Origin of the sequence: Mycolicibacter icosiumassiliensis (assembly GCF_900078685.2) — a bacterium.
GTDB lineage: Bacteria > Actinomycetota > Actinomycetes > Mycobacteriales > Mycobacteriaceae > Mycobacterium > Mycobacterium icosiumassiliensis.
Window position 1 is genome coordinate 2,273,089 of the sequence record NZ_LT546166.1, and the last position, 22,522, is coordinate 2,295,610.

General features: G+C 67.6%; 19 protein-coding genes and 1 pseudogene. 14 read left to right on the top strand and 6 right to left on the bottom strand.

The features are described from left to right. Positions 1-13: 13 nt before the first annotated feature. Genes BN4346_RS34800 through BN4346_RS34815 form a run of 4 tightly spaced genes read left to right on the top strand, consistent with a single transcriptional unit; the run spans position 14 to position 4,245 of the window. Positions 14-1,378, top strand: coding sequence for a glutamine synthetase family protein (locus BN4346_RS34800; RefSeq protein WP_067971931.1), 1,365 nt, complete (start codon positions 14-16; stop codon positions 1,376-1,378). After that, positions 1,344-2,111 carry a gamma-glutamyl-gamma-aminobutyrate hydrolase family protein gene (locus BN4346_RS34805; protein ID WP_067971934.1) on the top strand — a complete coding sequence of 256 codons (768 nt, stop codon included), beginning with the start codon at positions 1,344-1,346 and terminating at the stop codon, positions 2,109-2,111. Before BN4346_RS34800 ends, BN4346_RS34805 begins: the two co-directional genes overlap by 35 nt. Next, on the top strand, positions 2,108-3,472 hold the full coding sequence (locus tag BN4346_RS34810) for an aldehyde dehydrogenase family protein (protein WP_067971938.1): 1,365 nt from the start codon (positions 2,108-2,110) through the stop codon (positions 3,470-3,472). The genes BN4346_RS34805 and BN4346_RS34810 overlap by 4 nt, the downstream gene beginning before the upstream one ends. After that, complete coding sequence (locus tag BN4346_RS34815; RefSeq protein ID WP_067971940.1) at positions 3,469-4,245, top strand: 3-oxoacyl-ACP reductase; 777 nt, start codon at positions 3,469-3,471, stop codon at positions 4,243-4,245. Before BN4346_RS34810 ends, BN4346_RS34815 begins: the two co-directional genes overlap by 4 nt. Before the next feature lie 110 nt (positions 4,246-4,355). On the opposite strand, the gene BN4346_RS34820 is transcribed toward BN4346_RS34815, so the two are convergent. Beyond that, on the bottom strand, positions 4,356-5,084 hold the full coding sequence (locus BN4346_RS34820; protein WP_096867517.1) for a class I SAM-dependent methyltransferase: 729 nt from the start codon (positions 5,082-5,084) through the stop codon (positions 4,356-4,358). Between the two features lie 55 nt (positions 5,085-5,139). On the opposite strand from BN4346_RS34820, the gene BN4346_RS34825 reads away from it, so the two are divergent. Continuing rightward, the gene (locus tag BN4346_RS34825; protein ID WP_067971944.1) at positions 5,140-5,763 is read left to right on the top strand and encodes a TetR/AcrR family transcriptional regulator C-terminal domain-containing protein; all 624 of its coding nucleotides are present in this window, start codon (positions 5,140-5,142) and stop codon (positions 5,761-5,763) included. On the opposite strand, the gene BN4346_RS34830 is transcribed toward BN4346_RS34825, so the two are convergent. Next, entirely contained in the window at positions 5,760-6,260 is a 501-nt protein-coding gene (locus BN4346_RS34830) for a MarR family winged helix-turn-helix transcriptional regulator (RefSeq protein WP_067972447.1), read from the bottom strand. The genes BN4346_RS34825 and BN4346_RS34830 overlap by 4 nt on opposite strands. A gap of 67 nt (positions 6,261-6,327) precedes the next feature. Between BN4346_RS34830 and BN4346_RS34835 the strand changes: the two genes are divergently transcribed. Further along, a complete protein-coding gene (locus BN4346_RS34835; RefSeq protein ID WP_067971947.1) occupies positions 6,328-7,302 on the top strand; it encodes a quinone oxidoreductase family protein in 975 nt (324 codons plus the stop codon). Positions 7,303-7,312: 10 nt separating this feature from the next. On the opposite strand, the gene BN4346_RS34840 is transcribed toward BN4346_RS34835, so the two are convergent. Continuing rightward, positions 7,313-9,109, bottom strand: coding sequence for an acyl-CoA dehydrogenase (locus tag BN4346_RS34840; protein ID WP_067971950.1), 1,797 nt, complete (start codon positions 9,107-9,109; stop codon positions 7,313-7,315). 11 nt (positions 9,110-9,120) lie between these two features. Next, positions 9,121-10,500 (bottom strand): mycothione reductase, encoded by a 1,380-nt coding sequence (gene mtr / locus BN4346_RS34845; RefSeq protein WP_067971953.1) that lies wholly within the window; start codon positions 10,498-10,500, stop codon positions 9,121-9,123. 63 nt (positions 10,501-10,563) lie between these two features. On the opposite strand from mtr, the gene mqo reads away from it, so the two are divergent. From mqo to BN4346_RS34865, 4 genes are all read left to right on the top strand, one after another. Beyond that, positions 10,564-12,009, top strand: coding sequence for a malate dehydrogenase (quinone) (gene mqo, locus BN4346_RS34850; RefSeq protein ID WP_067971956.1), 1,446 nt, complete (start codon positions 10,564-10,566; stop codon positions 12,007-12,009). A gap of 18 nt (positions 12,010-12,027) precedes the next feature. Further along, the gene (gene cobA / locus BN4346_RS34855) at positions 12,028-13,233 is read left to right on the top strand and encodes a uroporphyrinogen-III C-methyltransferase (RefSeq protein ID WP_067971959.1); all 1,206 of its coding nucleotides are present in this window, start codon (positions 12,028-12,030) and stop codon (positions 13,231-13,233) included. A 33-nt stretch (positions 13,234-13,266) separates the two neighbouring features. Continuing rightward, a complete protein-coding gene (locus BN4346_RS34860; protein WP_067971964.1) occupies positions 13,267-14,847 on the top strand; it encodes an MFS transporter in 1,581 nt (526 codons plus the stop codon). A 126-nt stretch (positions 14,848-14,973) separates the two neighbouring features. Continuing rightward, on the top strand, positions 14,974-16,728 hold the full coding sequence (locus tag BN4346_RS34865) for a proline--tRNA ligase (protein ID WP_067971967.1): 1,755 nt from the start codon (positions 14,974-14,976) through the stop codon (positions 16,726-16,728). Between the two features lies 1 nt (position 16,729). On the opposite strand, the gene BN4346_RS34870 is transcribed toward BN4346_RS34865, so the two are convergent. Then, on the bottom strand, positions 16,730-17,188 hold the full coding sequence (locus tag BN4346_RS34870) for a ferritin-like domain-containing protein (RefSeq protein ID WP_067971969.1): 459 nt from the start codon (positions 17,186-17,188) through the stop codon (positions 16,730-16,732). Further along, positions 17,185-17,640, bottom strand: a complete 456-nt coding sequence (locus tag BN4346_RS34875) for a hypothetical protein (RefSeq protein ID WP_096867687.1) — start codon at positions 17,638-17,640, stop codon at positions 17,185-17,187. The genes BN4346_RS34870 and BN4346_RS34875 overlap by 4 nt, the downstream gene beginning before the upstream one ends. 247 nt (positions 17,641-17,887) lie before the next feature. Here BN4346_RS34875 and rimP point away from each other — a divergent pair, with 247 nt between their 5' ends. From rimP to infB, 4 genes and pseudogenes are all read left to right on the top strand, one after another. After that, positions 17,888-18,421, top strand: coding sequence for a ribosome maturation factor RimP (gene rimP, locus BN4346_RS34880; protein WP_067971974.1), 534 nt, complete (start codon positions 17,888-17,890; stop codon positions 18,419-18,421). Continuing rightward, a complete protein-coding gene (nusA, locus tag BN4346_RS34885) occupies positions 18,418-19,461 on the top strand; it encodes a transcription termination factor NusA (RefSeq protein ID WP_067971978.1) in 1,044 nt (347 codons plus the stop codon). Before rimP ends, nusA begins: the two co-directional genes overlap by 4 nt. Before the next feature lie 182 nt (positions 19,462-19,643). Next, complete coding sequence (locus BN4346_RS34890; protein ID WP_327344375.1) at positions 19,644-19,934, top strand: YlxR family protein; 291 nt, start codon at positions 19,644-19,646, stop codon at positions 19,932-19,934. 66 nt (positions 19,935-20,000) lie between these two features. Then, positions 20,001-22,522, top strand: a pseudogene (gene infB / locus BN4346_RS34895) (translation initiation factor IF-2).

Below are 22,522 nucleotides of genomic sequence, written 5' to 3' on the forward strand. Positions count from 1 at the left end.
GCGAAGGAGCACAATGACCCGGCCCGCGATGCTCTCCCCTACGGAGCTGCAACAACTGATCACCTCCGGCGAGATCGACACCGTGGTCGTGGCATTCGCCGACATGCAGGGCCGGCTGGTAGGTAAGAGAGTCGCGGCCGAGCACTTTCTTGCCGAGGTCGCCGGACACGGCGTGGAAGCCTGCAGCTACCTGCTGGCGGTCGACGTGGAGATGAACACGGTCCCCGGCTACTCGATTGCCGACTGGGGAACCGGCTACGGCGACCTGGTGCTTAAACCCGACTTCGCGACACTGCGGCGCATTCCGTGGCTGCCCGGAACCGCCCACGTGCTGGCCGACGCACACTGGCCGGACGGTAGCCCGGTCACGGTAGCGCCCCGCCAGATCCTGGCCGCCCAGATCGCCCGACTGACCGAGCGCGGATTGGTTGCCTACGCCGCAACGGAACTGGAGTTCTTGGTCTTCGAGGACAGCTACCGGCAGGCGTGGGCTAGCGGGTATCGCGGGCTGACACCGGGAACGGATTACAACGCCGACTACGGTCTGGTCGCCGGCACTCGGCTGGAGCCGCTGCTGCGCGACATCCGACTGGGGATGACCGGCGCGGGCCTGCGCTGCGAGGGCGTCAAGGGGGAGTGCAACACCGGCCAGCAGGAGATCACCTTCCGCTATGAGGATGCGCTGACCACTTGCGACAACCACAGCGTCTACAAGAGTGGCGCCAAGGAGATCGCCGACCAGCACGGCCAGAGCCTGACGTTCATGGCGAAGTTCGACCAACGTGAAGGCAACAGCTGCCACGTGCACTTGTCGCTGCGCAGCACCGAGGGATCCCCGGTCTTTGCCGATCCGGCCGCACCGCACGGCATGTCGGCGTTGTTCCGCGCCTTCCTGGCCGGAGTGCTGGGCACGCTGCCCGAGCTGACCCTGTGCTATGCACCGAACATCAACTCCTACAAGCGATTCGTCGGGGGAAGCTTCGCTCCTACGGCGATTGCGTGGGGCCTGGACAATCGCACCTGTGCGCTGCGGGTTCTCGGCCGTGGCGACTCGATGCGGATGGAGTGCCGGGTGCCCGGCGGCGATGTGAACCCCTATTTGGCGGTGGCGGCGCTGATCGCGGCGGGGCTGCACGGCATCGACAACGAGCTCTGTCTGCCGGAGCCGGTGGACGGCGACGCCTACCGGGCCGGGCTGCCGCACTTGCCCACCACGCTGGGCGGGGCCATGGACCTGTTCGCCGAATCGGCGGTCGCGCGCAAGGCGTTCGGCGACGAGGTCGTCGAGCATTACCTGCACAGCGCCCGAGTCGAGTTGGACGCATTCAACACCGCGGTGACCGATTGGGAGAGGGTCCGGGGCTTTGAACGCTTCTGAGCCCGCTCGCCCGGTCGTCGGACTGACGACGTATCTGGACCGAGCGAAGTTCGGCGTCTGGGATGTGCGGGCAGGCCTGCTGCCTGGCCAATACATCCAGGGCATCACCGGCGCCGGCGGAATCGCCGTGCTGCTGCCGCCGCAGCCGGTGACGCCCGACATCGCGGCGCGCGTGCTCGCCGGTGTGAGCGCCCTGGTGATCACCGGCGGCCGCGACCTCGACCCCCTCGAGTACGGTCAGCAGCCGCACGACGAGACGGATCGTCCCGACAACACCCGGGACGCATGGGAATTCGCTCTATTGGCCGAGGCGATGCGGCGCGGCATGCCGGTGCTGGGCATCTGCCGTGGCGCCCAAGTGCTCAACGTGGCCCTCGGCGGGACGCTGCACCAGCATCTTCCTGACGTCATCGGCAACTCCGGGCACCGCGCCGGTAATGGCGTCTTCACCCCGATGCCGGTGCGCACCGTGGCCGGCACCCGGGCGGCCGAACTCCTGGGCGACACCTGCCAGGTGCAGTGCTACCACCATCAGGCGATCGCCGAGGTGGGTGCGAAACTTGTGGTCAGTGCGCGCGATGACGACGGGGTCATCGAGGCGATCGAGCTTCCCGGGGAGGACTTCGTGCTCGCGGTTCAGTGGCATCCCGAGGAATCCCCGGACGATCAGCGGCTGTTCGCCGCGATCGTGGCCGAGGCGGGCAAGTACGCGCTGGCACGGGTGAGCGAATGATTCACGAACTGATCAACCCGGCCACCGGGGCGGTCTTCGGCACCGTCGACCACGTCGACGTTGCCGCCGTCGACGACGCGGTGCGCCGTGCACAGGCCGCCCAGAAGCGGTGGGCCAAACGCGCCCCGGCCGAGCGGGCCGCTGCGCTGCGGGACTTCGCCGCGGTGGTCGGCGCCCACATCGACGAGCTGGCCGCGCTCGAGGTCACCAACTCCGGTCATCCGGTGTCGGCCGCCGAATGGGAAGCCGGGCATGTCCGAGACGTGCTGCAGTACTATGCCGCCAGCCCGGAACGGCTGTCCGGCAAGCAGATACCGGTTGCCGGCGGGCTCGACGTCACTTTTCACGAGCCGCTCGGCGTCGTCGGGATCATCACCCCGTGGAATTTCCCGATGCCGATTGCCGCGTGGGGTTTCGCGCCGGCGCTGGCCGCCGGAAACGCGGTGTTGATCAAACCCGCCGAATGGACGCCGCTGACCACACTGCGTCTGGCGGAACTGGCCGCGGAGTCGGGTTTGGATGGCGACCTGCTGCAGGTGCTGCCCGGCCGCGGCGCGGAGGTGGGGGAGCGCCTGGTCACCCACCCGGACGTGGCCAAGATCGTGTTCACCGGTTCCACCACCACCGGCACCCGAGTGCTGCAGGCCGGGGCGGCCGGGGTCAAGCGGGTCACGCTGGAACTCGGCGGCAAGAGCGCCAACATCGTGTTCGCCGACTGTGACCTGGAGCAGGCGGCGGCGACGGCGCCCTACGGCGTGTTCGACAACGCCGGGCAGGACTGCTGCGCACGTAGCCGGATCCTCGTGCAGCGCAGCGTCTACGACCGCTTCATGGAGTTGCTGGAGCCCGCGGTGTCCGGCGTCGTGGTCGGCGACCCGACGTCCCGCGACACCGAGATGGGCCCGCTGGTCTCGCGCCCGCACTGGGAGAAGGTGGCCTCCTACGTGCCTGACGACGCGCCGGTCGCCTTCCGCGGTCAGGCGCCCACCGGCCCCGGTTTCTGGTTCCCGCCCACGGTCCTAACACCGGCGGCCACCGACCGATGCGTCACCGAGGAGATCTTCGGCCCGGTGGTGACGGTGCTGCCGTTCGAGGATGAGGCTGACGCCATCGCCATGGCCAACAACACCGTCTATGGGCTGTCGGGTTCGATCTGGACCAACGACCTGTCCCGGGCGCTGCGTGTCTCGCGGGCGGTGGAAGCCGGGAACCTGTCGGTGAATTCGCACTCCTCGGTGCGTTTCACCACTCCATTCGGGGGCTTCAAACAGTCGGGGCTGGGCCGGGAGTTGGGTGCGGATGCCCCGCTGTCGTTCACCGAGACCAAAAACGTATTCATCGCAGTGAAGGAGACGCAGTGACCGACCTGACCCAACGCCTGGCCGGACGGGTTGCCGTGGTGACCGGCGCCGGTGGCGGAATCGGCTTGGCATCCGCGCGGCGGATGCGGGCCGAAGGAGCCCAGATCGTGGTCGGCGACCTCGACCAGGCGGCGGGTACCGCGGTGGCCGATGAGCTGGATGGCCTGTTCGTTCAGGTCGACGTGTCCGATCAGGACCAAGTCGATGCGCTGTTCGACACCGCGACCCAGACCTTCGGTTCGGTGGACATCGCCTTCAACAACGCCGGCATCTCACCGCCCGACGATGACTTGATCGAAACCACCGAACTGCCGGCCTGGCAACGGGTTCAGGACGTCAATCTGAAGTCGGTGTACCTGTGCTGCCGGGCGGCGCTGCGGCACATGGCGCCCGCCGGGCGGGGCTCGATCATCAACACCGCATCGTTCGTGGCGGTGATGGGTTCGGCCACCTCCCAGATCTCCTACACCGCCTCCAAGGGCGGCGTGTTGGCCATGTCCCGTGAGCTCGGGGTCCAGTACGCCCGGCAGGGCATCCGGGTCAACGCGCTGTGCCCCGGGCCGGTGAATACCCCGCTGCTGCAGGAGCTGTTCGCCGCTGACCCGGAGCGCGCCGCGCGCCGGCTGGTGCACGTCCCGGTGGGCCGGTTCGCCGAGCCGGAGGAGATCGCGGCCGCGGTCGCCTTCCTGGCCAGCGATGACGCCTCGTTCATCACCGGCTCGACGTTCCTGGTCGACGGCGGGATCAGCTCGGCCTACGTGACGCCGCTGTAATCCGCTGACTACGGGCCATCGTCGTCCCCGGAGTCCTTGTCGCCCAGGAGTTTTTCTGGGTGGTGGTAACGGTTGGTGCGGGGTGAACCCAGTGGCATAAGGCGGTGGCATCAATCCCGGCGGCTGGCCACTACCGACCACACCGGCAGATGAACCCGATGGTTTTCCAGTAGCGGTTCCAACGCCGCCAGTTGCTCCGGCAGGGATTTCATCTGCGGCGCGACACCGTCGTCGGAATCCATCTGCGAAAGGAAGTCCAACGCCTGCGCGCCGAAATCGCCGACGTAGGTGGAAGTGCCCAGGTAATCCAGGCGCCAGCCGTTCGCGTCGAGGATCCGCTTGAAATTGTCGGCCGGCAGGCCGTCGAACTTCAGGCCGTTGAGATTGTGACGCCCGAGCTCGAACATGAACAGCCGCGCGCCAGGAGCCGTCGCCCGGTGCAGTGCCTGGATGTAACGCGCCTGCAACTGCTCGTCGTGGGCGAAGACGTGATAAAACGCGCTGTCGACGACGGTGTCGAACCTGCCCTCGAACTCCGCCAGCCGGGTTGCGTCGGCTACTCGGAAGTCCACCGTCACCCCCGCGCGCTGAGCATTGCGCCTGGCCTGGTCGATTGCCGCCGGCGATGCGTCAATACCGGTGGTCGAATATCCCTGCGAGGCAATATAGATTGCGTGGTGCCCGGGGCCGGTGCCCGGATCCAGCACTTCTCCGCGCAACGCGCCATGGGCGACGAGTTCTTGCACCACCGGCTGCGGTCCACCGATATCCCACGGAACCACCCCCGCGGTTGCCTGCTCGCTGCGGTACATCGTGTCAAAGGTCGGGTCGGCCTGCATGGATCTCTCCTCTCTATCACTGACCAAGAGTTTGATATCCCTGTATACTTGGTCAGTGAACAAGAAGCAAGGTATTGTCCGGGCGAAGGCGGGCCTCAGCATCGAGGACGTCGTCCGAGCTTCGTTCGAAGTGCTGAATGGACAGGGCATCGCGAAGCTCTCCACGCGAGCGATAGCAACGGAACTCAACGTCAGCATGAACACCGTGATGTGGCACATCGGCACTAAGGACCGGCTGCTTGAGCTGATGGCCGACGCCATCGTGGGCGAGGCCGCGCTGGATAAGTTGCGTGGCGACTGGCGCCAGCGGGCGGCCCAGCTGTTGGGCCGCCTGCGTGGGGCCATGCTGCGGCACCGCGACGGCGCACTGGTCGTCGCCGGCACTTTTCCGGCCCTGCCGTCGACGCTGGCCTTCGGTGACCGGCTGGTTGCCATTTTGTTGGCCGGCGGCGCGGAGTCCAGGGCAGTGGCTTGGACGGCGTGGAACCTCTTCTACTTCACCCTGGGCCTGGTTCAAGAGGAGCAGCGCGCCCCCGATGCATTGCCCGACGCCCTGCAGGATGTCGTGGGCGAGAGCGAATTGCCGAGTCTGCATGCGGTACTGGACGATTTCCTTTCGGCCGACTATGACGCCCGGTTCACATTCGGTATCGGCCAGATACTGGGGTCGCTCGGCTAAGGCGCCAGCCGCACGCCCACGCGCTCAGTGGCCAGCAGATCGCCGAGGATCTTCGCCACCGTCGCCAACTCGGCATGGGTGTAGCGGGAAAGAAAATCGCTCATGCCCAGGTTCATCTCATCGTGCAGGCGCCGGTGGGCGGTCGCGACGATGCGGCCGTCCGGGGTGAGGCGCAGGGCGATCTCCTTGCGGTTGCCCGGCACCGGCTGGCGTTCGACAAGTCCGGCCGCCTCCAGTCGTTGTACATGCTTGGACACGGTGCCCTTGAGCTGGCCCGAGCGGGCTGCGAGCGTGACGATGTTGACCGGATCGTCGCCGACGTGATCGAGCAGGTGCACGCTCAGGGTGGGTAGTTCGCGCACCACTGATTCCAGCCGCCGAGGACAGTGCTGAGCCATGAAGTCGCGCTCGGCGTCGCCGTCGGAGTCGTCGAACTTGTCGCCCACGGCCTGGACCAGTTCGCCGATTCGAGCGACCACGTCCGATTTGGTTTTCACCGAAACCATATTGCCACGCCGCCCCGTCCCAGGGTATGGTTTCCAAAGAAACCAAAGGGAGGCGTCGATGAAGGCAGCAGTGATCGAGGCATTGGGGCAGGCGCCGGTATACGCCGATTTCCCCGAGCCCGAAGCGCGGGATGATGCGGTGGTCGCGACGGTGGAGGCGGCGGCCCTGACCAACCTGACCCGTGGGCTGGTGTCCGGGAAACACTATGGCAGTTCGGGTCTGGTGCTGCCCGGGGTGGCCGGCGTGGACGGCGTGGCTCGTCTGGCCGACGGGCGCCGGGTTTACGGTACAGCCGTATCCCCGTACGGCATGATGGCCGAACGTACCCTGATGCCCCCGGGCCGGACCGTCGAGCTGCCCGACGGCATCGACTCGGTACTCGCCGCGGCCGCACCCAATCCCGGTGTGTCGGCGTGGGTGTCGCTACGGCATGCCGCGGGTGTCCGCCCCGAGCATCACGTGTTGGTGCTGGGCGCGACGGGCGTCACCGGGTCGCTGGCGGTTCAGTTGGCCAAAACCGAGTTCGGGGTGCAGCGGGTGGTTGCCGTGGGGCGCGACGCCGGCCGGCTCGACTGGCTGCGTAGCGTCGGCGCCGATGAGGTGATCCGCTTGGGACACGACGACTTGGCGGCCCGGGTAGCTGCGGCACACCGCGATCGGCCCTTCGATGCGGTCATCGATTATCTGTGGGGCGAGCCGGCCGAACAGGTGTTGGCCGCCTTGGGTAACCAGGGCCTGGGCGCCGTCGCCCACGCCACCCAATTCGTCCAGGTTGGCACCATGGCCGGCCCGACCATTAACCTCGCCGGTGGCATTCTGCGCAGCGCCGCGGTGACGCTGCGTGGCGTCGGCCTCGGCAGCGTGCCGATGGAGGTGCTGCGGCAGGCCAACCAGGAGTTCCTGCCGCGGCTGTTCGGCATGCTCGCCGGCGGCCACGTGCAGCTCACAACCCAGCGCCAGCCCTTGGCAGACGTCGAAAGGGTTTGGGCTCAGCGGGAACCGTCGGGTACTCGGGTGGTTTTTACGCCCTGAACATCGCGGGTCAGAACCAGTCGGGCTGCACCTCCAGGGTCGTGCGATCCAGGCTTTTCAGCAGGTCGAGTTGCGGACCGGTCTTCGGCAGCTCGTAGCGGAAGAAATATCGGGCCGCCTGGCGTTTGCCGTCGAAGAAGTCCCCGGTGCGACCCTCGGCGGCCAACAATTGCTCCAGCCAGATCCAGGCGATCACCACATGGCCGAAGGCTTCCAGGTAGATCGCACTGTTGGCCAGGGCGGCATCGATGTCACCAGCAGCGAACATGCCCGCGGTGACCGCCACCAGCCGCTGGATCACCGTGTCGAGTTGGGCGGCCATAGCGGCTAATTCGCCGCCGGCCCGATGAGCGGCGGCGGTGCTCTCGGTCATCGCCTGGTGTAGTGCGGCCAAGTTGGCCCCGTCGTGCTGTACTACCTTGCGGCCTAATAGGTCCAGACTCTGGATGCCGTGGGTGCCCTCGTGGATCGGGTTGAGCCGGTTGTCTCGGTAGTGCTGCTCCACGTCGTACTCGCGGGTGTAGCCGTAGCCGCCGTGCACCTGGATCGCCAGGTCGTTGGCGGCCAGGCACCACTGCGACGGCCAGCTCTTGGCAATCGGGGTGAGGATATCCAGCAGGGCGGTAGCGTGCTTGAGTTCCTGGTCGGATTCGGCGGTGTGCGCGATATCAACGAGCCGCGCGCAGTACAGCGCCAACGCGAGCGCCCCCTCGACATAGGACTTCTGGGCCAGCAGCATCCGCTTGACATCCGCGTGTTCGATGATCGCAACCTGCGGCGCCGCAGCGTCTTTCGCCGTCGCCGGTCGGCCTTGCGGCCGGCTGCGTGCGTACTCCAGCGACTTCAGGTAGCCGGTGTAACCCAGCGCGATCGCACCCATACCCACGCCCAGGCGGGCTTCGTTCATCATGTGGAACATGTAGGTCAAGCCACGGTGCTCCTCGCCGACCAGATAGCCGACTGCGCCCGGCTCGCCGCCGGGTTGGTGGCCGCCCTCGCCAAAGTTGAGCACGGTGTTAGTGATTCCGCGATAGCCCATCTTGTGGTTGAGCCCGGCCAGCACGACGTCGTTGCGCTCACCCAGCGTGCCGTCGGGATTCACCAGATACTTCGGCACGATGAACAGCGAGATTCCCTTGGTGCCGGCCGGACCGCCGGGGATCTTGGCCAGCACCAGGTGGACGATGTTTTCGGTCAGTTCGTGTTCACCGCCGGAGATCCACATCTTGGACCCGAACAGCCGGTAGGTGCCGTCGGCGCGCGGCTCCGCGCGGGTGGTGATGTCGGCCAGCGATGATCCGGCCTGGGTCTCCGACAGGCACATGGTCCCGAAGAAGCGGCCGGCGAGCATGGGTTTGACGAAGGCGGTGATCTGTTCTTCGCTGCCGAACTTGGCGAGCAGGTTTGCGTTGGCCATGGTCAGCATCGGGTAGCCGGCGGTGCTGACGTTGGCGGCGAATAGCCAGGCGAAGCCGGCCTGGGCCACCGTTGCCGGCAGCTGCGCACCGCCCAACGAGTAGTCCATGGCCATGCCGGTCAGCTCGGCCTCGGCGCAGGCCGCCAGTGCCTCCTTGACCTCACCGATGATGGTGACTGTCGTCCCGTCGAAGGTGGGTTCGTGGGCGTCGCTCTTCTTGTTGTGCGGGGCGAAATAGCGGGTCGCCAGCTGTTCGCACAGATCCAGCGTGTCGGAGAAGGTCTCTCGGGAGTGCTCGGAGAATCGGTCCCGACTGGTCAGTTCGTCGACGCGCAGCCAGTCGAACAGCAGGAAATCGAGGTCTTGCCGAGACAGCAGGGTGGACTTCATCTCCGATCCTTTCAGTGGAGCCCAAGTAGCGCGTTCTCAATGACCTCGGGCAGCGCTGGGTGGATCCAGTATTGACCGCGGGCCATCTCCGGCGCGGTGAGACCGAAGCTCATCGCCTGGATCAGCGGCTGGATGATCGACGACGCCTGGTAGCCCATGATGTGCGCTCCGAGCAGCCGTCCAGTGCCGCGTTCGGCGATCAGCTTGGCAAATCCGGTGCTGTCTTCCATGGCCCAGCCGTAGGCGACGTCCCCGTAATCCTGGATCTTCACCGAGATATCGAGACCCTTTGCCAAGGCCTCTGTTTCGGTCAATCCGACCGCCGCGATCTGCGGATCGGTGAAGACCGCGGCCGGCACATAACGGTGATCGGTGATCCGCATCGAGTCCACGTCGTCCCAGTCGCACAGCAGATTGTGTTGCACCACCCTGGCCTCGTGGTTGGCGACGTGCTTGAGCTCATACGGCGAGGACACATCGCCGAGCGCGAAAACTCCGCGCGCCGAGGTTCGTTGGTATTTGTCGACGCTTATCCGCCCGCCGGCGACCGTGACACCGGCCTGCTCGGCGTCCAGCAGGTCACCGTTGGGAACCCGTCCGGTGGCCACCAGCATCGCATCGGCCCGCAGGACCGAGCCGTCGTCAAGCTCCAGGACGACGCCAGCGCCATCGTTGCGCGCTGCGACCACATTGCGATGCGTGCGCAGCTCCCACTTGGCCGCGGCGATCCGGGTGAACCGTTCTGCCACGGTCTCGTCGCAGTGCCGCAGCAAAGTCGAGCCGCGGATCACCACGGTCACCCGGACACTTAAGGCGGAGAACACGTGGGCGAACTCGGCGGCGATGAAGCCGCCGCCGACGATCACCAAGTGCTCGGGCAGCTCGGCGATCCGCATCACGTCGTCGCTGGTGTAGTAGCGGACCCCGCTGTCGGCGATAACCGGCGGCACCACCGAGCGCGACCCGGCCGCGATCACCACCTGGTCGGCGCTGAACTGTTCACCGCCGGCGGTGAGCAGTAGGTACCGGCCGTCGGAGCCGACCGGACCGAACCGGGTGTGCTCGCCGTAGACGTCGACGCCTCGCAGGCTGCGGCGATACTGCTCGCCGCCGGCGGCGATCGGGTCGATCCGCCCGAACACCCGCGAGACGATGTCGTTCCAGCGCACGCCGTCGATGTGAGCATCAATCCCGTATCGCGACGCCTCGGTCACCGTCTTGGCCACCTCGGCGGCGTAGACGAACATCTTGGTCGGGATGCAGCCCACATTGAGGCAGGTGCCGCCGAAAGTGCCCTGTTCGCAGATCGCCACCCGCTTGTCGGCGTAGCGCTCGTCGAGAATGCTGTTGCCCGAACCGGTTCCGATGATCGCCAGGTCGTAGCTCTCCATTGCGTCAGCCTAAAGGGTGTGCGGGCTAATCTGAGGGGCGTGTCCCCATCGGCTGCGACCGAGATGACCGACGTTGTGCTGATCGGCGCGGGCATCATGAGCGCCACCTTGGGGGCGATGCTGCGCCGCCTGGAACCCGATGCCGCGATCACCGTCGTCGAGCGGTTGGATTCCGCCGCCGGCGAGAGCAGCGATCCGTGGAACAACGCCGGCACCGGCCACGCGGGGCTGTGCGAGCTGTTCTACACACCACAGCGGCCCGACGGCTCGATCGATATCGCCAAAGCGGTGCGCGTCAACGAGCAGTTCCAGGTGACCCGGCAGTTCTGGGCGTATGCCGTGGAGAACGGCCTGCTGGAGGATCCGCGTGACTTCGTGCAGCCGATCCCGCACGTCAGCTTCGTGCACGGCGCCGACGGCGTGGATTACCTGCGAAGGCGTCATCGTGCGCTGGCCGGCAACCCGTTGTTCGCCGGCACCGACTTCATCACCGACTTCGGTGAATTCGCCGCGCGCCTGCCCGCGATGGCCGCCGGGAGAGACCCCGACGTGCCGGTGGCCCTGGACTGGGCTCCGCACGGCACCGATGTCGACTTCGGTGCGCTGACCGGCCAGCTGATCGGCTACGGCGTGCGTCACGGCACCGCGGTGCTCTTCGGCCACGAGGTGCGTTCGCTGGGCCGGGAGTCCGACGGCAGCTGGACGCTGCGTCTGGCCAGCCGGCGAACCGGTGAAACCCGAAGGCTCAATGCCAAGTTCGTCTTTGTCGGCGCCGGGGGAGCGACCCTGGGCCTGCTGCAGCGCTCGGGAATCCCCGAAGTGCGGGGCTTCGGCGGCTTCCCGATCGGCGGGGTGTTCCTGCGCTGCGGGGACGCCGAGCTCACCGCCGCACACCGCGCCAAGGTGTACGGCGCCCCGGTCCCGGGCGCGCCGTCGACGACCGCTCCGCACCTGGACGCCCGGATGGTCGACGGAGCGTCCTGGCTGCTGTTCGGACCGTTTGCCGGCTGGTCGCCGAAGTTCCTCAAACACGGTCGGTCCACGGACCTGCCGAGGTCGGTCCGCTTCGACAACGTGCGGTCGCTGCTGGGCGCCGGGATCCGGGAGCGCGAACTGGTCGGGTACTTGCTCGGCCAACTGCGGCGAACGCACGCCACCCGTGTCGAGGCGCTGCGGGAATTTCTGCCGGATGCGGATGACGCGCACTGGCATGAGATCCGGGCGGGCCAGCGGGTGCAGGTGATCCGCGGCGAACAGCTCGATTTCGACACCACGATCGTCAGCGCCGGCGACGGCAGCATCGCGGGACTACTCGGCGCCTCGCCCGGGGCCTCGACCGCGGTGCCGGCCATGCTGGAGGTACTGGCGCGCTGTTTCGCCGGGACGTTCGCCGACTGGCTGCCGACGCTCAAAGAGATGGTGCCCTCGCTGGGCAGGCGACTCTCCGACGAACCTGCCTTGTTCGAGCAAGTGTGGGAGTGGGGCAGCCAACAGCTTCAGCTGTGTTGAGACCACTAGAGTTATCGGGTGACCGAGAACCCCTACCTGGCTGGTTTACGGCTGGCCGGCCGCAAGGTTGTTGTTGTGGGCGCGGGAAGCGTCGCGCAGCGACGACTTCCCCTGCTGGTGGACAGCGGCGCGCAGGTGCTGGTGATCGCACCCAGCGCCACCCCGGCGGTCGAAGCGCTGCCCGGCATCACGCTGGTCCCGCGCACCTACCGCGACGGGGATCTGGCTGATGCCTGGTACGCCATCGCGGCCACCAACGACCCGGAGGTCAACGCCGCGATTGTGGCGGAAGCCGACCGTCGCCAGATCTTCTGTGTGCGCGCCGATCTGGCCGTCGAGGGATCTGCGGTGACCCCGGCTACCTTCGGTTACTCCGGGCTGTCGGTGGGCGTCCTGGCCGGCGGCGAGCACAACCGGTCGGCAGCGATCCGCTCGGCGATCCGGGAGGCCCTGCAGAACGGCACAATCACTGCGGCGGCAGAGGCGACATCGGACGTGGTGCGCGGCGGTGTGGCGTTGGTCGGTGGCGGACCCGGCGATCCGGAACTGATCACGGTGCGCGGCCGTCGCATGCTCTCGCACGCCGACGTCGTGGTGGCCGACCGGCTCGCCCCACCCGAACTGCTCGCCGAACTGCCCCCGAACGTCGAAGTCATCGACGCCGCCAAGATCCCCTACGGGCGGGCAATGGCGCAGGACGCCATCAACGCGCTGATGATCGACCGCGCCCAGGCCGGCAAGTTCGTGGTGCGCCTCAAGGGCGGCGACCCGTTCGTGTTCGCGCGCGGCTACGAGGAGGTACTGGCCTGCGCCGACGCCGGCATCCCGGTGACGGTTGTGCCAGGTGTGACCAGTGCCATAGCGGTCCCGGCCTTGGCCGGGGTGCCGGTCACGCATCGGGCCGTGAACCACGAGTTTGTGGTGGTCAGCGGGCATGTTGCGCCCGACGATCCCGAATCGTTAGTGAATTGGGATGCCCTGGCCGCAATGCGCGGAACCATCGTGTTGCTGATGGCCATCGAACGCATCGAGCAGTTCAGTGCCGTGCTGCAAAAGGGCGGGCGACCTGCGGATACACCGGTTCTAGTGGTGCAGCACGGCACCACGCCGGCCCAGCACACGTTGCGAGCGACCCTGGCCGACGCGCCCGAGAAGATCCGCGCGGAGGGCATCCGGCCTCCCGCGATCGTGATTATCGGGGCCGTCGCCGGTTTCGGGGTTTAAACAGCTCTTAATATTACTGTAGGGTAGCCGCTTATGACTGCACTCGATGATGCAGGGCGGGCGACCGCGCAGTTGTCCGAAGGTGCGGGCGGGGCGGCTCCCCGAGGGCGCACCGGCTCCGAACTGGTGAGCCGGACCAGCAAGTATGTGTCGTCCTGGCTGCCTTCTCGTCGCTTTATCTACGCCGTGATCGCTATCGGTGGCATGCAGTTGCTGGCCACCATGGACAGCACTGTCGCGATCGTCGCGCTCCCTAAGATCCAAGACGATCTGGGCCTGTCCGACGCCGGCCGTGGCTGGGTGATCAGTGCCTACGTGCTGACCTTCGGCGGGCTGATGCTGCTCGGCGGCCGACTCGGCGACACCATCGGCCGCAAGCGCACCTTCATCAGCGGGGTTGCGCTGTTCACCATCGCGTCGGTCCTGTGCGCGGTGGCCTGGGATGCCCCCACGCTGGTCATCGCGCGACTGTTGCAGGGCGTCGGCTCGGCCATCGCCTCGCCGACCGCACTGGCGCTGATCGCCACTACCTTCCCGAAGGGGCCGGCCCGCAATGCCGCAACCGCGGTATTCGGTGCGATGACCGCCGTCGGGTCGGTGATGGGCCTGGTGGTCGGCGGTGCGCTGACCGAGTTGTCGTGGCGCCTGGCCTTTGGTGTCAACGTCCCGATCGGCCTGCTGATGATTTACCTGGCTCGCACCGCGCTGACCGAGACCCATCGAGAGCGGATGAAGCTCGACGCGGCCGGGGCGCTGCTGGCGACCCTGGGCTGCACCGCGGCGGTGTTCGCGTTCACGATCGGCCCGGAGAAGGGCTGGATCTCCGTCCTCACCATCGGCTCGGGCGCGGTCGCGATCGTGGCGATGCTGGCGTTCGCCGTTGTCGAGCGCACCGCCGAGAACCCGGTGGTGCCGTTCAGTCTGTTCAAGGACCGCAACCGGCTGGCGACCTTCGCGGCGATCTTCCTCGCCGGCGGGGTGTTGTTCACCGTGACCGTGACTATCGGCCTGTACGTGCAGGATCTGATGGGCTACTCCGCGCTGCGCGCCGGCGTCGGGTTCATTCCCTTCGTCATCGGGCTGGGCATCGGCCTGGCGGCGTCCTCCCAGTTGGTGCGCCGGTTCCCGCCCCGGGCGCTGGTGATCGCCGGTGGCGTCGTGGTGCTGGGGGCGATGATCTACGGCTCGACCGTCGACCGGAACCTCCCGTACTTCCCGAACTTCGTCACACTGATCGTGCTCGGCGGTCTCGGCATAGGCATGATCGTGGTGCCGCTGACCCTGTCGGCGATCACCGGTGTGGGCTTCGACCAGATTGGCCCCACCTCGGCGATCGCCCTGATGCTGCAGAACCTCGGCGGCCCGATTGTGCTGGCGATCATCCAGGCCGTCATCACCTCGCGCACCCTCTACCTCGGCGGCACCAATATGCCGGTCAAAACTATGAACCCCGCGCAGATCGCCGCGCTGGACGCCGGCTACACCTACGGCCTGCTGTGGGTGGCCGCGGTGGCGGTCCTGGTCGGCGCGATCTCCCTGCTGATCGGTTACACCGCCAAGCAGGTCGCGCATGCCCAGGACGTGCAGGACGCCTTCGGCGCCGGCAACCTGTAACTTCGGCCGGAGGCTGAATTGCCGCGCGGGGGAATCCCCGTCGGCGGGCCGGTCGTGGAGGCCGGGAGCTGTACGGGCGCCGGGCAAGTCCGCGGCTGCTCGCGGCTGAAGATAGGCTCTCCCGCTGTGATCACCCGGATGTCCGAACTGTTCCTGCGCACCCTGCGCGACGACCCCGCCGATGCCGAAGTCCCCAGCCACAAGCTGCTGATCCGGGCCGGCTACATCCGGCCGATCGCACCCGGTCTGTACAGCTGGCTGCCGCTGGGTCTGCGGGTGCTGCGCAACATCGAGCGAGTGGTCCGCGAGGAGATGAACGCCATCGGCGGCCAGGAGATCCTGTTCCCGGCGCTGCTGCCGCGCGCACCGTATGAGACCACCAACCGCTGGACCGAATACGGCGACGGCCTGTTCCGGCTCAAGGACCGTCGCGACAACGACTACCTGCTGGGCCCCACCCACGAGGAACTGTTCACCCTGACGGTCAAGGGGGAGTACAACTCCTACAAGGACTTCCCGGTGGTGCTGTACCAGATCCAGACCAAGTACCGCGATGAGGCGCGGCCGCGGGCCGGCATCCTGCGCGGCCGGGAATTCGTGATGAAGGACTCCTATTCCTTCGACGTCGACGACGCCGGTCTAGCCACTGCCTACGAGGCGCACCGGGCGGCCTATCAGAAGATCTTCGACCGGCTAGGGGTGCGGTATGTGATCGTCTCCGCGGTCTCGGGTGCCATGGGCGGATCAGCCTCCGAGGAATTCCTCGCCGAGAGCGCGGTCGGTGAAGACACCTTCGTGCGCTGCCACGAGTCCGGCTACGCCGCCAACGTCGAAGCGGTGACCACCGCCCGCCCCGAGCCGCGACCGGTCGATGGCTTGGCCGAGCCGCAGATTCACGACACCGGCGATACTCCGACGATCGCCACCCTGGTGGAGTGGGCCAACGGCGCGCTGGGTCGCAGTGTCACCGCCGCCGACACCCTCAAGAACGTCCTGCTCAAGGTCCGCCAGCCCGACGGCGACTGGGAGCTGCTGGGCATCGGGGTCCCGGGCGACCGCGAGATCGATGAGAAGCGGCTCGGCGCGGCGCTCGAACCCGCCGAGTACGCACTGCTCGGCGACGGCGATTTCGCCAAACACCCCTTCCTGGTGAAGGGCTACATCGGGCCGAAAGCGCTGCAGGACAACGGGGTACGTTACCTGGTCGATCCCCGTGTGGTGGACGGCACCAGCTGGATTACCGGCGCCGACGCACCCGGCAAGCACGTCGTAGGGCTGGTAGCCGGGCGCGATTTCCATGCCGACGGCACCATCGAGGCGGCCGAGGTCCGCGACGGGGACCCGTCACCGGACGGGGCCGGCCCGCTGGTCAGCGCCCGGGGCATCGAGATCGCGCACATCTTCCAGCTGGGCCGCAAGTACACCGACGCGTTCGCGGTCGACGTGCTCGGCGAGGATGGTCGGCCGGTGCGGCTCACCATGGGTTCCTACGGCGTCGGCGTCTCCCGGCTGGTGGCTGTCATCGCCGAACAGCAGCATGACGAGCTGGGCCTGCGTTGGCCGTCGCAGGTCGCTCCGTTCGACGTGCACGTGGTGATCGCCAACAAGGACGAGGCCGCGCGCGCGGGCGCGACCGACTTGGCCGCCGAACTGGACCGGCTTGGTCTGGAGGTGCTCTTCGACGACCGCACCGCGTCACCCGGAGTGAAGTTCAAGGACGCCGAACTGCTCGGCATGCCGTTGGTGGTGGTGGTCGGCCGCGGTTGGGCCGACGGGGTCGTCGAACTGCGGGATCGTTTCTCCGGGGAGAAGCGGGAACTTGCCGTCGGCGCCGAGTTGGCCGGGCAGATCTTGGCTGCGGTTCGCGGGAAGGTCGGCTAGCTCAGTCCGTCCCGCCCGGGAAAGCCTGGGTGATCGGCCAATTCCCCAGCGCGCGGTTCCAGTGCGCGGCGAGCACGGCGCTCTGGCCGAGTGCGGTCGCCGCGAACTCGCGGTCGGTGGCCTCGCTGGCCTGCTCGACGACCGCACGCCAGGCTGCCGCGGTGTCGTTTTCCATTCGGACCGCCAGCCGCAGGGCATCGTTAGACGTGGTCACCGGAATGGGCAACTGATATCCGGCGGCGGCCGGCGGGACGGCAACAGCGCGGCTGGTCAGGAGCGCGATGGTGCGGTCCCGGCGTTCGCGGTGCTGACGGATGGTGGTGACCACCAGATCGTTGAATTCGGGCAGCGAGTACGCCGACACCAGCCCGTAGCCGTAGACGACTCCGTATTCGGTAACCAGCGCATCGGTCAGGGCCGCCTCGGGGCCGGAGGCCGGGCGGGGTGCGGGAGATGTCATGCCTGTGCCACCAAGGCGACCGCATAGCTGGCCGTGCACGCCGCGGCGATGGAGGCCAGCAGCCCGGCCCGGTAACCCGACGAGTCGACCGCCAGCTTCTCGGCGCTGTCGGCGGCGCCCCGCAATGCGTTGATCACCTGCGAGACCGTCGGAGCGGGCGCATCCGGCGCGGCATTGGGCGTGGTGGTTTCGGTCTCGTCCGCCGGCGACTTGCCAACGGCGCGGGCGATCTCGGCCGCCAGCGCCCGGGCATGGTCAGTTCGCTCCTGCGACACCTGATCCAGTGCTGCGGCCAGCGCCTTGGAGTCCGGGTCGGTCAATGCTGCTGCCGCCGCCGCGGCCAGCTCACTGTCGCGCAGTGCGAGCTGTCGTTGTGCCTCCAGGTCGTCCACAACGGGAGCCTTGGGAGCCGAGCTGCAGGCCGGCGCCGCAACGGCCAGTAAGGCGAGCATCCCGGCGCCGGTGAGCACGCGCCGTCGGTCGATGGCGTACAAGGGGCCAGGCACCCTGACATCCTGCCATTGCGACCGCGCGGCAAGGACGCGACGTGGCCGGGAATGGGTCGCGGTACGCTGACGGGCGCTTTTGCCGGTTTGCTGTGGCTGTGTTTCCCACGGCGTATCGTTGATAACTGGTTCCCGGCCGCGCCTGGCGCGTGGGAACGCGCCGAGAAGGACAACTCAAGATGAGGAGCTCGCCGTGGCCACCGGGCTACCTTCCCAGACACAGGTGATCGAGCTGCTCGATGCTGAGTTCACCCGCGCCGGATTCGAGATCGAAGACGTCGTCGTCCACGATCAAGACCCGCTACCGCGAATCATCGTGGTCGCCGATGGTGACGCCCCACTGGATTTGGACACCGCCGCGGCATTGGCGCGCTCGGCGTCAGAATTGCTCGACACCCTGGAATTCGACGGCCAGTACGTGCTGGAGGTCAGCTCGCCCGGAGTGGGCCGCCCGCTGACCAGCGCGAAGCATTTTCGGCGCGCGCACGGTCGCAAAGTTGAGCTGACGCTGTCCGACGGGTCGGGTCTGACCGGTCGCGTGGGCGTCGTCGATGACGACGTCCTGACGCTGGTGGTGCGCGCCGGGCGGGACTGGAATCGTCGGCGGCTGCCACTGAGCGAAATCAGCCGAGCGGTGGTGCAAGTCGAATTCTCGCGGCCGAGCGAACGTGAGTTGGAATTGGCGGGCCTAGCGGCCCCCGAGGCGGGAAGGGAGGCCGGAGCATGAACATCGACATGGCCGCGCTGCACGCGATTGAGGCAGACAAGGGCATCTCGGTCGACGTGGTCGTGGACACGATCAAATCGGCGTTGCTCACCGCGTACCGCCACACCGAAGGTCATCAGGCCGACGCGGTGATCGACGTCGACCGCAAGACCGGCGTGGTGCGGGTGCTGGCACGCGAGATCGACGACGACGGCAACGTGATCAGCGAATACGACGACACGCCCGAGGGCTTCGGTCGAATCGCTGCAACGACGGCCCGCCAGGTGATCCTGCAGCGGCTGCGGGACGCCGAAAACGAGAAGGCCTACGGCGAATTCTCCGCCCGGGAGGGCGACATCGTTGCCGGAGTCGTCCAGCGCGACGCCCGGGAGAATGCCCGCGGTGTGATCGTGGTACGACTCGGTACCGAGGCCAAGGGCTTCGACGGCGTCATCCGCCCCGCAGAGCAGGCACCCGGCGAGGCCTACGAGCACGGCGACCGGCTGCGTTGCTACGTGATCGGCGTGACTCGGGGCCCGCGCGAACCGCGTATCGAGCTGTCGCGTACGCACCCGAATCTGGTCCGCAAGCTGTTCGCCTTGGAGGTCCCCGAGATCGCCGACGGGTCGGTGGAGATCGTCGCGGTCGCCCGCGAGGCCGGTCACCGATCCAAGATCGCGGTGGCCTCGCAGGTTCCCGGGCTGAACGCCAAGGGCGCCTGCATCGGTCCGATGGGTCAGCGGGTGCGCAATGTGATGAGCGAACTGGCCGGCGAGAAGATCGACATCATCGACTACGACGAGGACCCGGCGCGGTTCGTCGGCAATGCGCTGTCTCCCGCCAAGGTGATGTCGGTGACCGTGATCGACCAGGCTGCCCGGGCCGCGCGAGTGGTGGTTCCGGACTTCCAGCTGTCATTGGCCATCGGCAAGGAAGGTCAGAACGCCCGGCTGGCTGCCCGGCTGACCGGCTGGCGCATCGATATCCGCAGTGACATCCCGGAGCCCGGTGCCAATGGCGCTGAGCATGAGGCCGGCCAGGGCGTGGCGCACGAAGCCTGAGCGGGACGCGACTAGCGCACCCAGTGGCGCACTGTCGGGTTCGGATTCGGGTGGTTCGGGTGATCGCCGTTGTATGGGTAGACTGAGCCGTGATCCAGCGCGAGACTTCGACAGCCGCCTCGCGGACGCACCGTTCCCCAGATGGACCGGTGCGCACGTGTGTCGGATGCCGGAAACGTGCGTTGACCGTCGAATTGCTTCGGGTGGTCGCGGTGTCAACCGAGAACGGCAACGGTGCCGTGATCATTGACCGCGCGGGCAACCAACCGGGGCGGGGTGCGTGGTTGCATCCCGCATCGGAGTGCCTGCACGCGGCGATTCGGAGACGGGCATTCGTGCGCGCGCTGCGGATCAGCGGTTCTCCGGATGTATCCGGGGTGGAAGAGTACTTCGAGGGATTCGAAGATCGGCTCACCGCCCCGGTCAACAGAACAGGTAGCGAAGAACATGAGCACACCGTGAAGTCCCGATGACCATGCGTCATAGCTAAACCCGAGGCGCGGCCCACCACCGCTGTCGCCTCATAGACAGGAGATGTAGTGGCAAAGGCCCGCGTACACGAGTTGGCTAAGGAACTCGGTGTCACCAGTAAGGAAGTCCTCGCCCGCCTGAGCGAGCAGGGCGAATTCGTCAAGTCGGCGTCCTCAACCGTGGAAGCCCCCGTCGCGCGACGGCTGCGCGAGTCCTTCGGCGGCGGTAAGCCCGCACCGAAGGCCGAAGCGCCCGCGGCCTCGGCGCCCGCCAAGGCCGCTTCGGCCCCGACGGCGACTCCAGGACCGGCGAAGCCGGCACCGGCCCCCGCCGGTGACGGTGAGGCCGCCAAGCCCGCCGCTCCCGCCGCCAAGCCCGCGGCTCCGGCAGCTCCAGCGGCTCCGGCCGCTCCGGCCGCGCCCGCGGCCGTGGCCGAGACCCCGCCGCCGGCAGCTGCGGCACCGGCCCCGGCGGCGGGGTCGGCGGCGGTGGTCGACCCGGTGCCCCCGGTGGCCGTCCGGGCGGTCCCGGCGGCGGTCCGGGCGGTAATTACCGCGGTGGCGGTGCCGGCGGTCCCGGCGGCGGGGGTGCCCCCGCGGGCGCCGGCGCCGGAGGGTTTCGGGGGCGTCCCGGCGGCGGGGGCGGCGGTGGCCGTCCCGGCCAGCGCGGTGGCGCGGCCGGTGCCTTCGGCCGGCCCGGCGGCGCACCCAAGCGGGGACGCAAGTCGAAGCGGGCGAAACGCGCCGAGTACGAGAACATGCAGGCGCCGGTCGTCGGCGGTGTGCGGTTGCCGCACGGCAACGGCGAGACCATCCGGCTGGCCCGCGGCGCATCGCTGAGCGACTTCGCCGAGAAGATCGACGCGAACCCAGCTGCCCTGGTGCAGGCGCTGTTCAACCTCGGTGAGATGGTCACCGCCACCCAGTCGGTGGGTGACGAGACGCTGGAGCTGCTCGGCAGCGAGATGAACTTCGTGGTGCAGGTCGTCTCGCCCGAGGACGAGGACCGCGAACTGCTGGAGTCCTTCGACCTGACCTACGGCGAAGACGAGGGCGGCGAGGAGGACCTGCAGAGCCGGCCACCGGTGGTGACCGTCATGGGTCACGTCGACCACGGCAAGACCCGACTGCTGGACACCATCCGGAAGGCCAACGTCCGCGAGGGCGAGGCCGGTGGCATCACCCAGCACATCGGCGCCTACCAGGTGTCGGTCGACTTCGACGGTTCCGAGCGTCTGATCACGTTCATCGACACCCCCGGTCACGAGGCGTTCACCGCCATGCGTGCCCGTGGCGCCAAGGCCACTGACATCGCAATCCTGGTGGTGGCCGCCGACGACGGTGTGATGCCCCAGACGGTGGAGGCCATCAACCACGCCCAGGCTGCTGACGTGCCGATCGTGGTGGCGGTCAACAAGATCGACAAGGAAGGTGCCGACCCGGCCAAGATCCGGGGGCAGCTCACCGAGTACGGACTGGTTGCCGAGGACTTCGGCGGCGACACCATGTTCGTCGACATCTCCGCCAAGCAGGGCACCAACATCGCGGCCTTGGAAGAGGCGGTGCTGCTGACCGCTGACGCCGCCCTGGACCTGCGGGCCAACCCCGACATGGAGGCCCAGGGTGTGGCGATCGAGGCTCACCTGGACCGCGGCCGCGGTCCGGTGGCCACGGTGCTGATCCAGCGCGGCACGCTGCGGGTCGGCGACTCGATCGTCGCCGGCGATGCCTACGGCCGGGTGCGGCGCATGGTCGACGAGCACGGCGACGACGTGGAAGAGGCGCTGCCGTCGCGGCCCGTCCAGGTCATCGGGTTCACCTCGGTGCCCGGTGCCGGCGACAACCTGCTGGTGGTCGACGAGGACCGGATCGCTCGCCAGATCGCCGACAAGCGCAGCGCGCGTAAGCGCAATGCGCTGGCGGCGCGCTCGCGCAAGCGGATTTCGCTGGAGGACCTGGACTCGGCGCTGAAGGAAACCAGCCAGCTGAACCTGATCCTCAAGGGCGACAACGCCGGTACCGTCGAGGCGCTGGAAGAGGCCCTGATGGGAATCCAGATCGACGACGAGGTGCAGCTGCGGGTCATCGACCGTGGTGTCGGTGGCATCACCGAGACCAACGTCAACCTGGCCTCGGCGTCGGACGCGATCATCATCGGGTTCAACGTGCGTGCGGAGGGCAAGGCCACCGAGCTGGCCAACCGCGAGGGTGTGGAGATCCGGTACTACTCGGTTATCTACCAGGCCATCGACGAGATCGAGAGCGCGCTCAAGGGCATGCTCAAGCCGATCTACGAGGAGAAGGAACTGGGGCGCGCCGAGATTCGCGCGATGTTCCGCTCCTCCAAGGTGGGCAACATCGCCGGTTGTTTGGTCACCTCGGGCATCATGCGCCGCAACGCCAAGGCGCGGCTGCTGCGTGACAACGTGGTGGTGGCAGAGACCGTCACGATCTCCTCGCTGCGCCGGGAGAAGGACGATGTCACCGAGGTCCGCGACGGCTACGAATGTGGTTTGACGCTGACCTACAACGACATCAAGGAAGGCGACGTCATCCAGGCTTACGAGCTCGTCGAGAAGGCGCGGACCTAG

Coding starts and splice junctions, on each gene's coding strand:
- BN4346_RS34800 (WP_067971931.1), top strand. CDS start 14: ATGACCCGGCCCGCGATGCTCTCCCCTACGGAGCTGCAACAACTGATC.
- BN4346_RS34810 (WP_067971938.1), top strand. CDS start 2,108: ATGATTCACGAACTGATCAACCCGGCCACCGGGGCGGTCTTCGGCACC.
- BN4346_RS34820 (WP_096867517.1), bottom strand. CDS start 5,084: ATGCAGGCCGACCCGACCTTTGACACGATGTACCGCAGCGAGCAGGCA.
- BN4346_RS34835 (WP_067971947.1), top strand. CDS start 6,328: ATGAAGGCAGCAGTGATCGAGGCATTGGGGCAGGCGCCGGTATACGCC.
- BN4346_RS34840 (WP_067971950.1), bottom strand. CDS start 9,109: ATGAAGTCCACCCTGCTGTCTCGGCAAGACCTCGATTTCCTGCTGTTC.
- mtr (WP_067971953.1), bottom strand. CDS start 10,500: ATGGAGAGCTACGACCTGGCGATCATCGGAACCGGTTCGGGCAACAGC.
- mqo (WP_067971956.1), top strand. CDS start 10,564: ATGACCGACGTTGTGCTGATCGGCGCGGGCATCATGAGCGCCACCTTG.
- BN4346_RS34860 (WP_067971964.1), top strand. CDS start 13,267: ATGACTGCACTCGATGATGCAGGGCGGGCGACCGCGCAGTTGTCCGAA.
- BN4346_RS34870 (WP_067971969.1), bottom strand. CDS start 17,188: ATGACATCTCCCGCACCCCGCCCGGCCTCCGGCCCCGAGGCGGCCCTG.
- BN4346_RS34875 (WP_096867687.1), bottom strand. CDS start 17,640: ATGCTCGCCTTACTGGCCGTTGCGGCGCCGGCCTGCAGCTCGGCTCCC.
- nusA (WP_067971978.1), top strand. CDS start 18,418: ATGAACATCGACATGGCCGCGCTGCACGCGATTGAGGCAGACAAGGGC.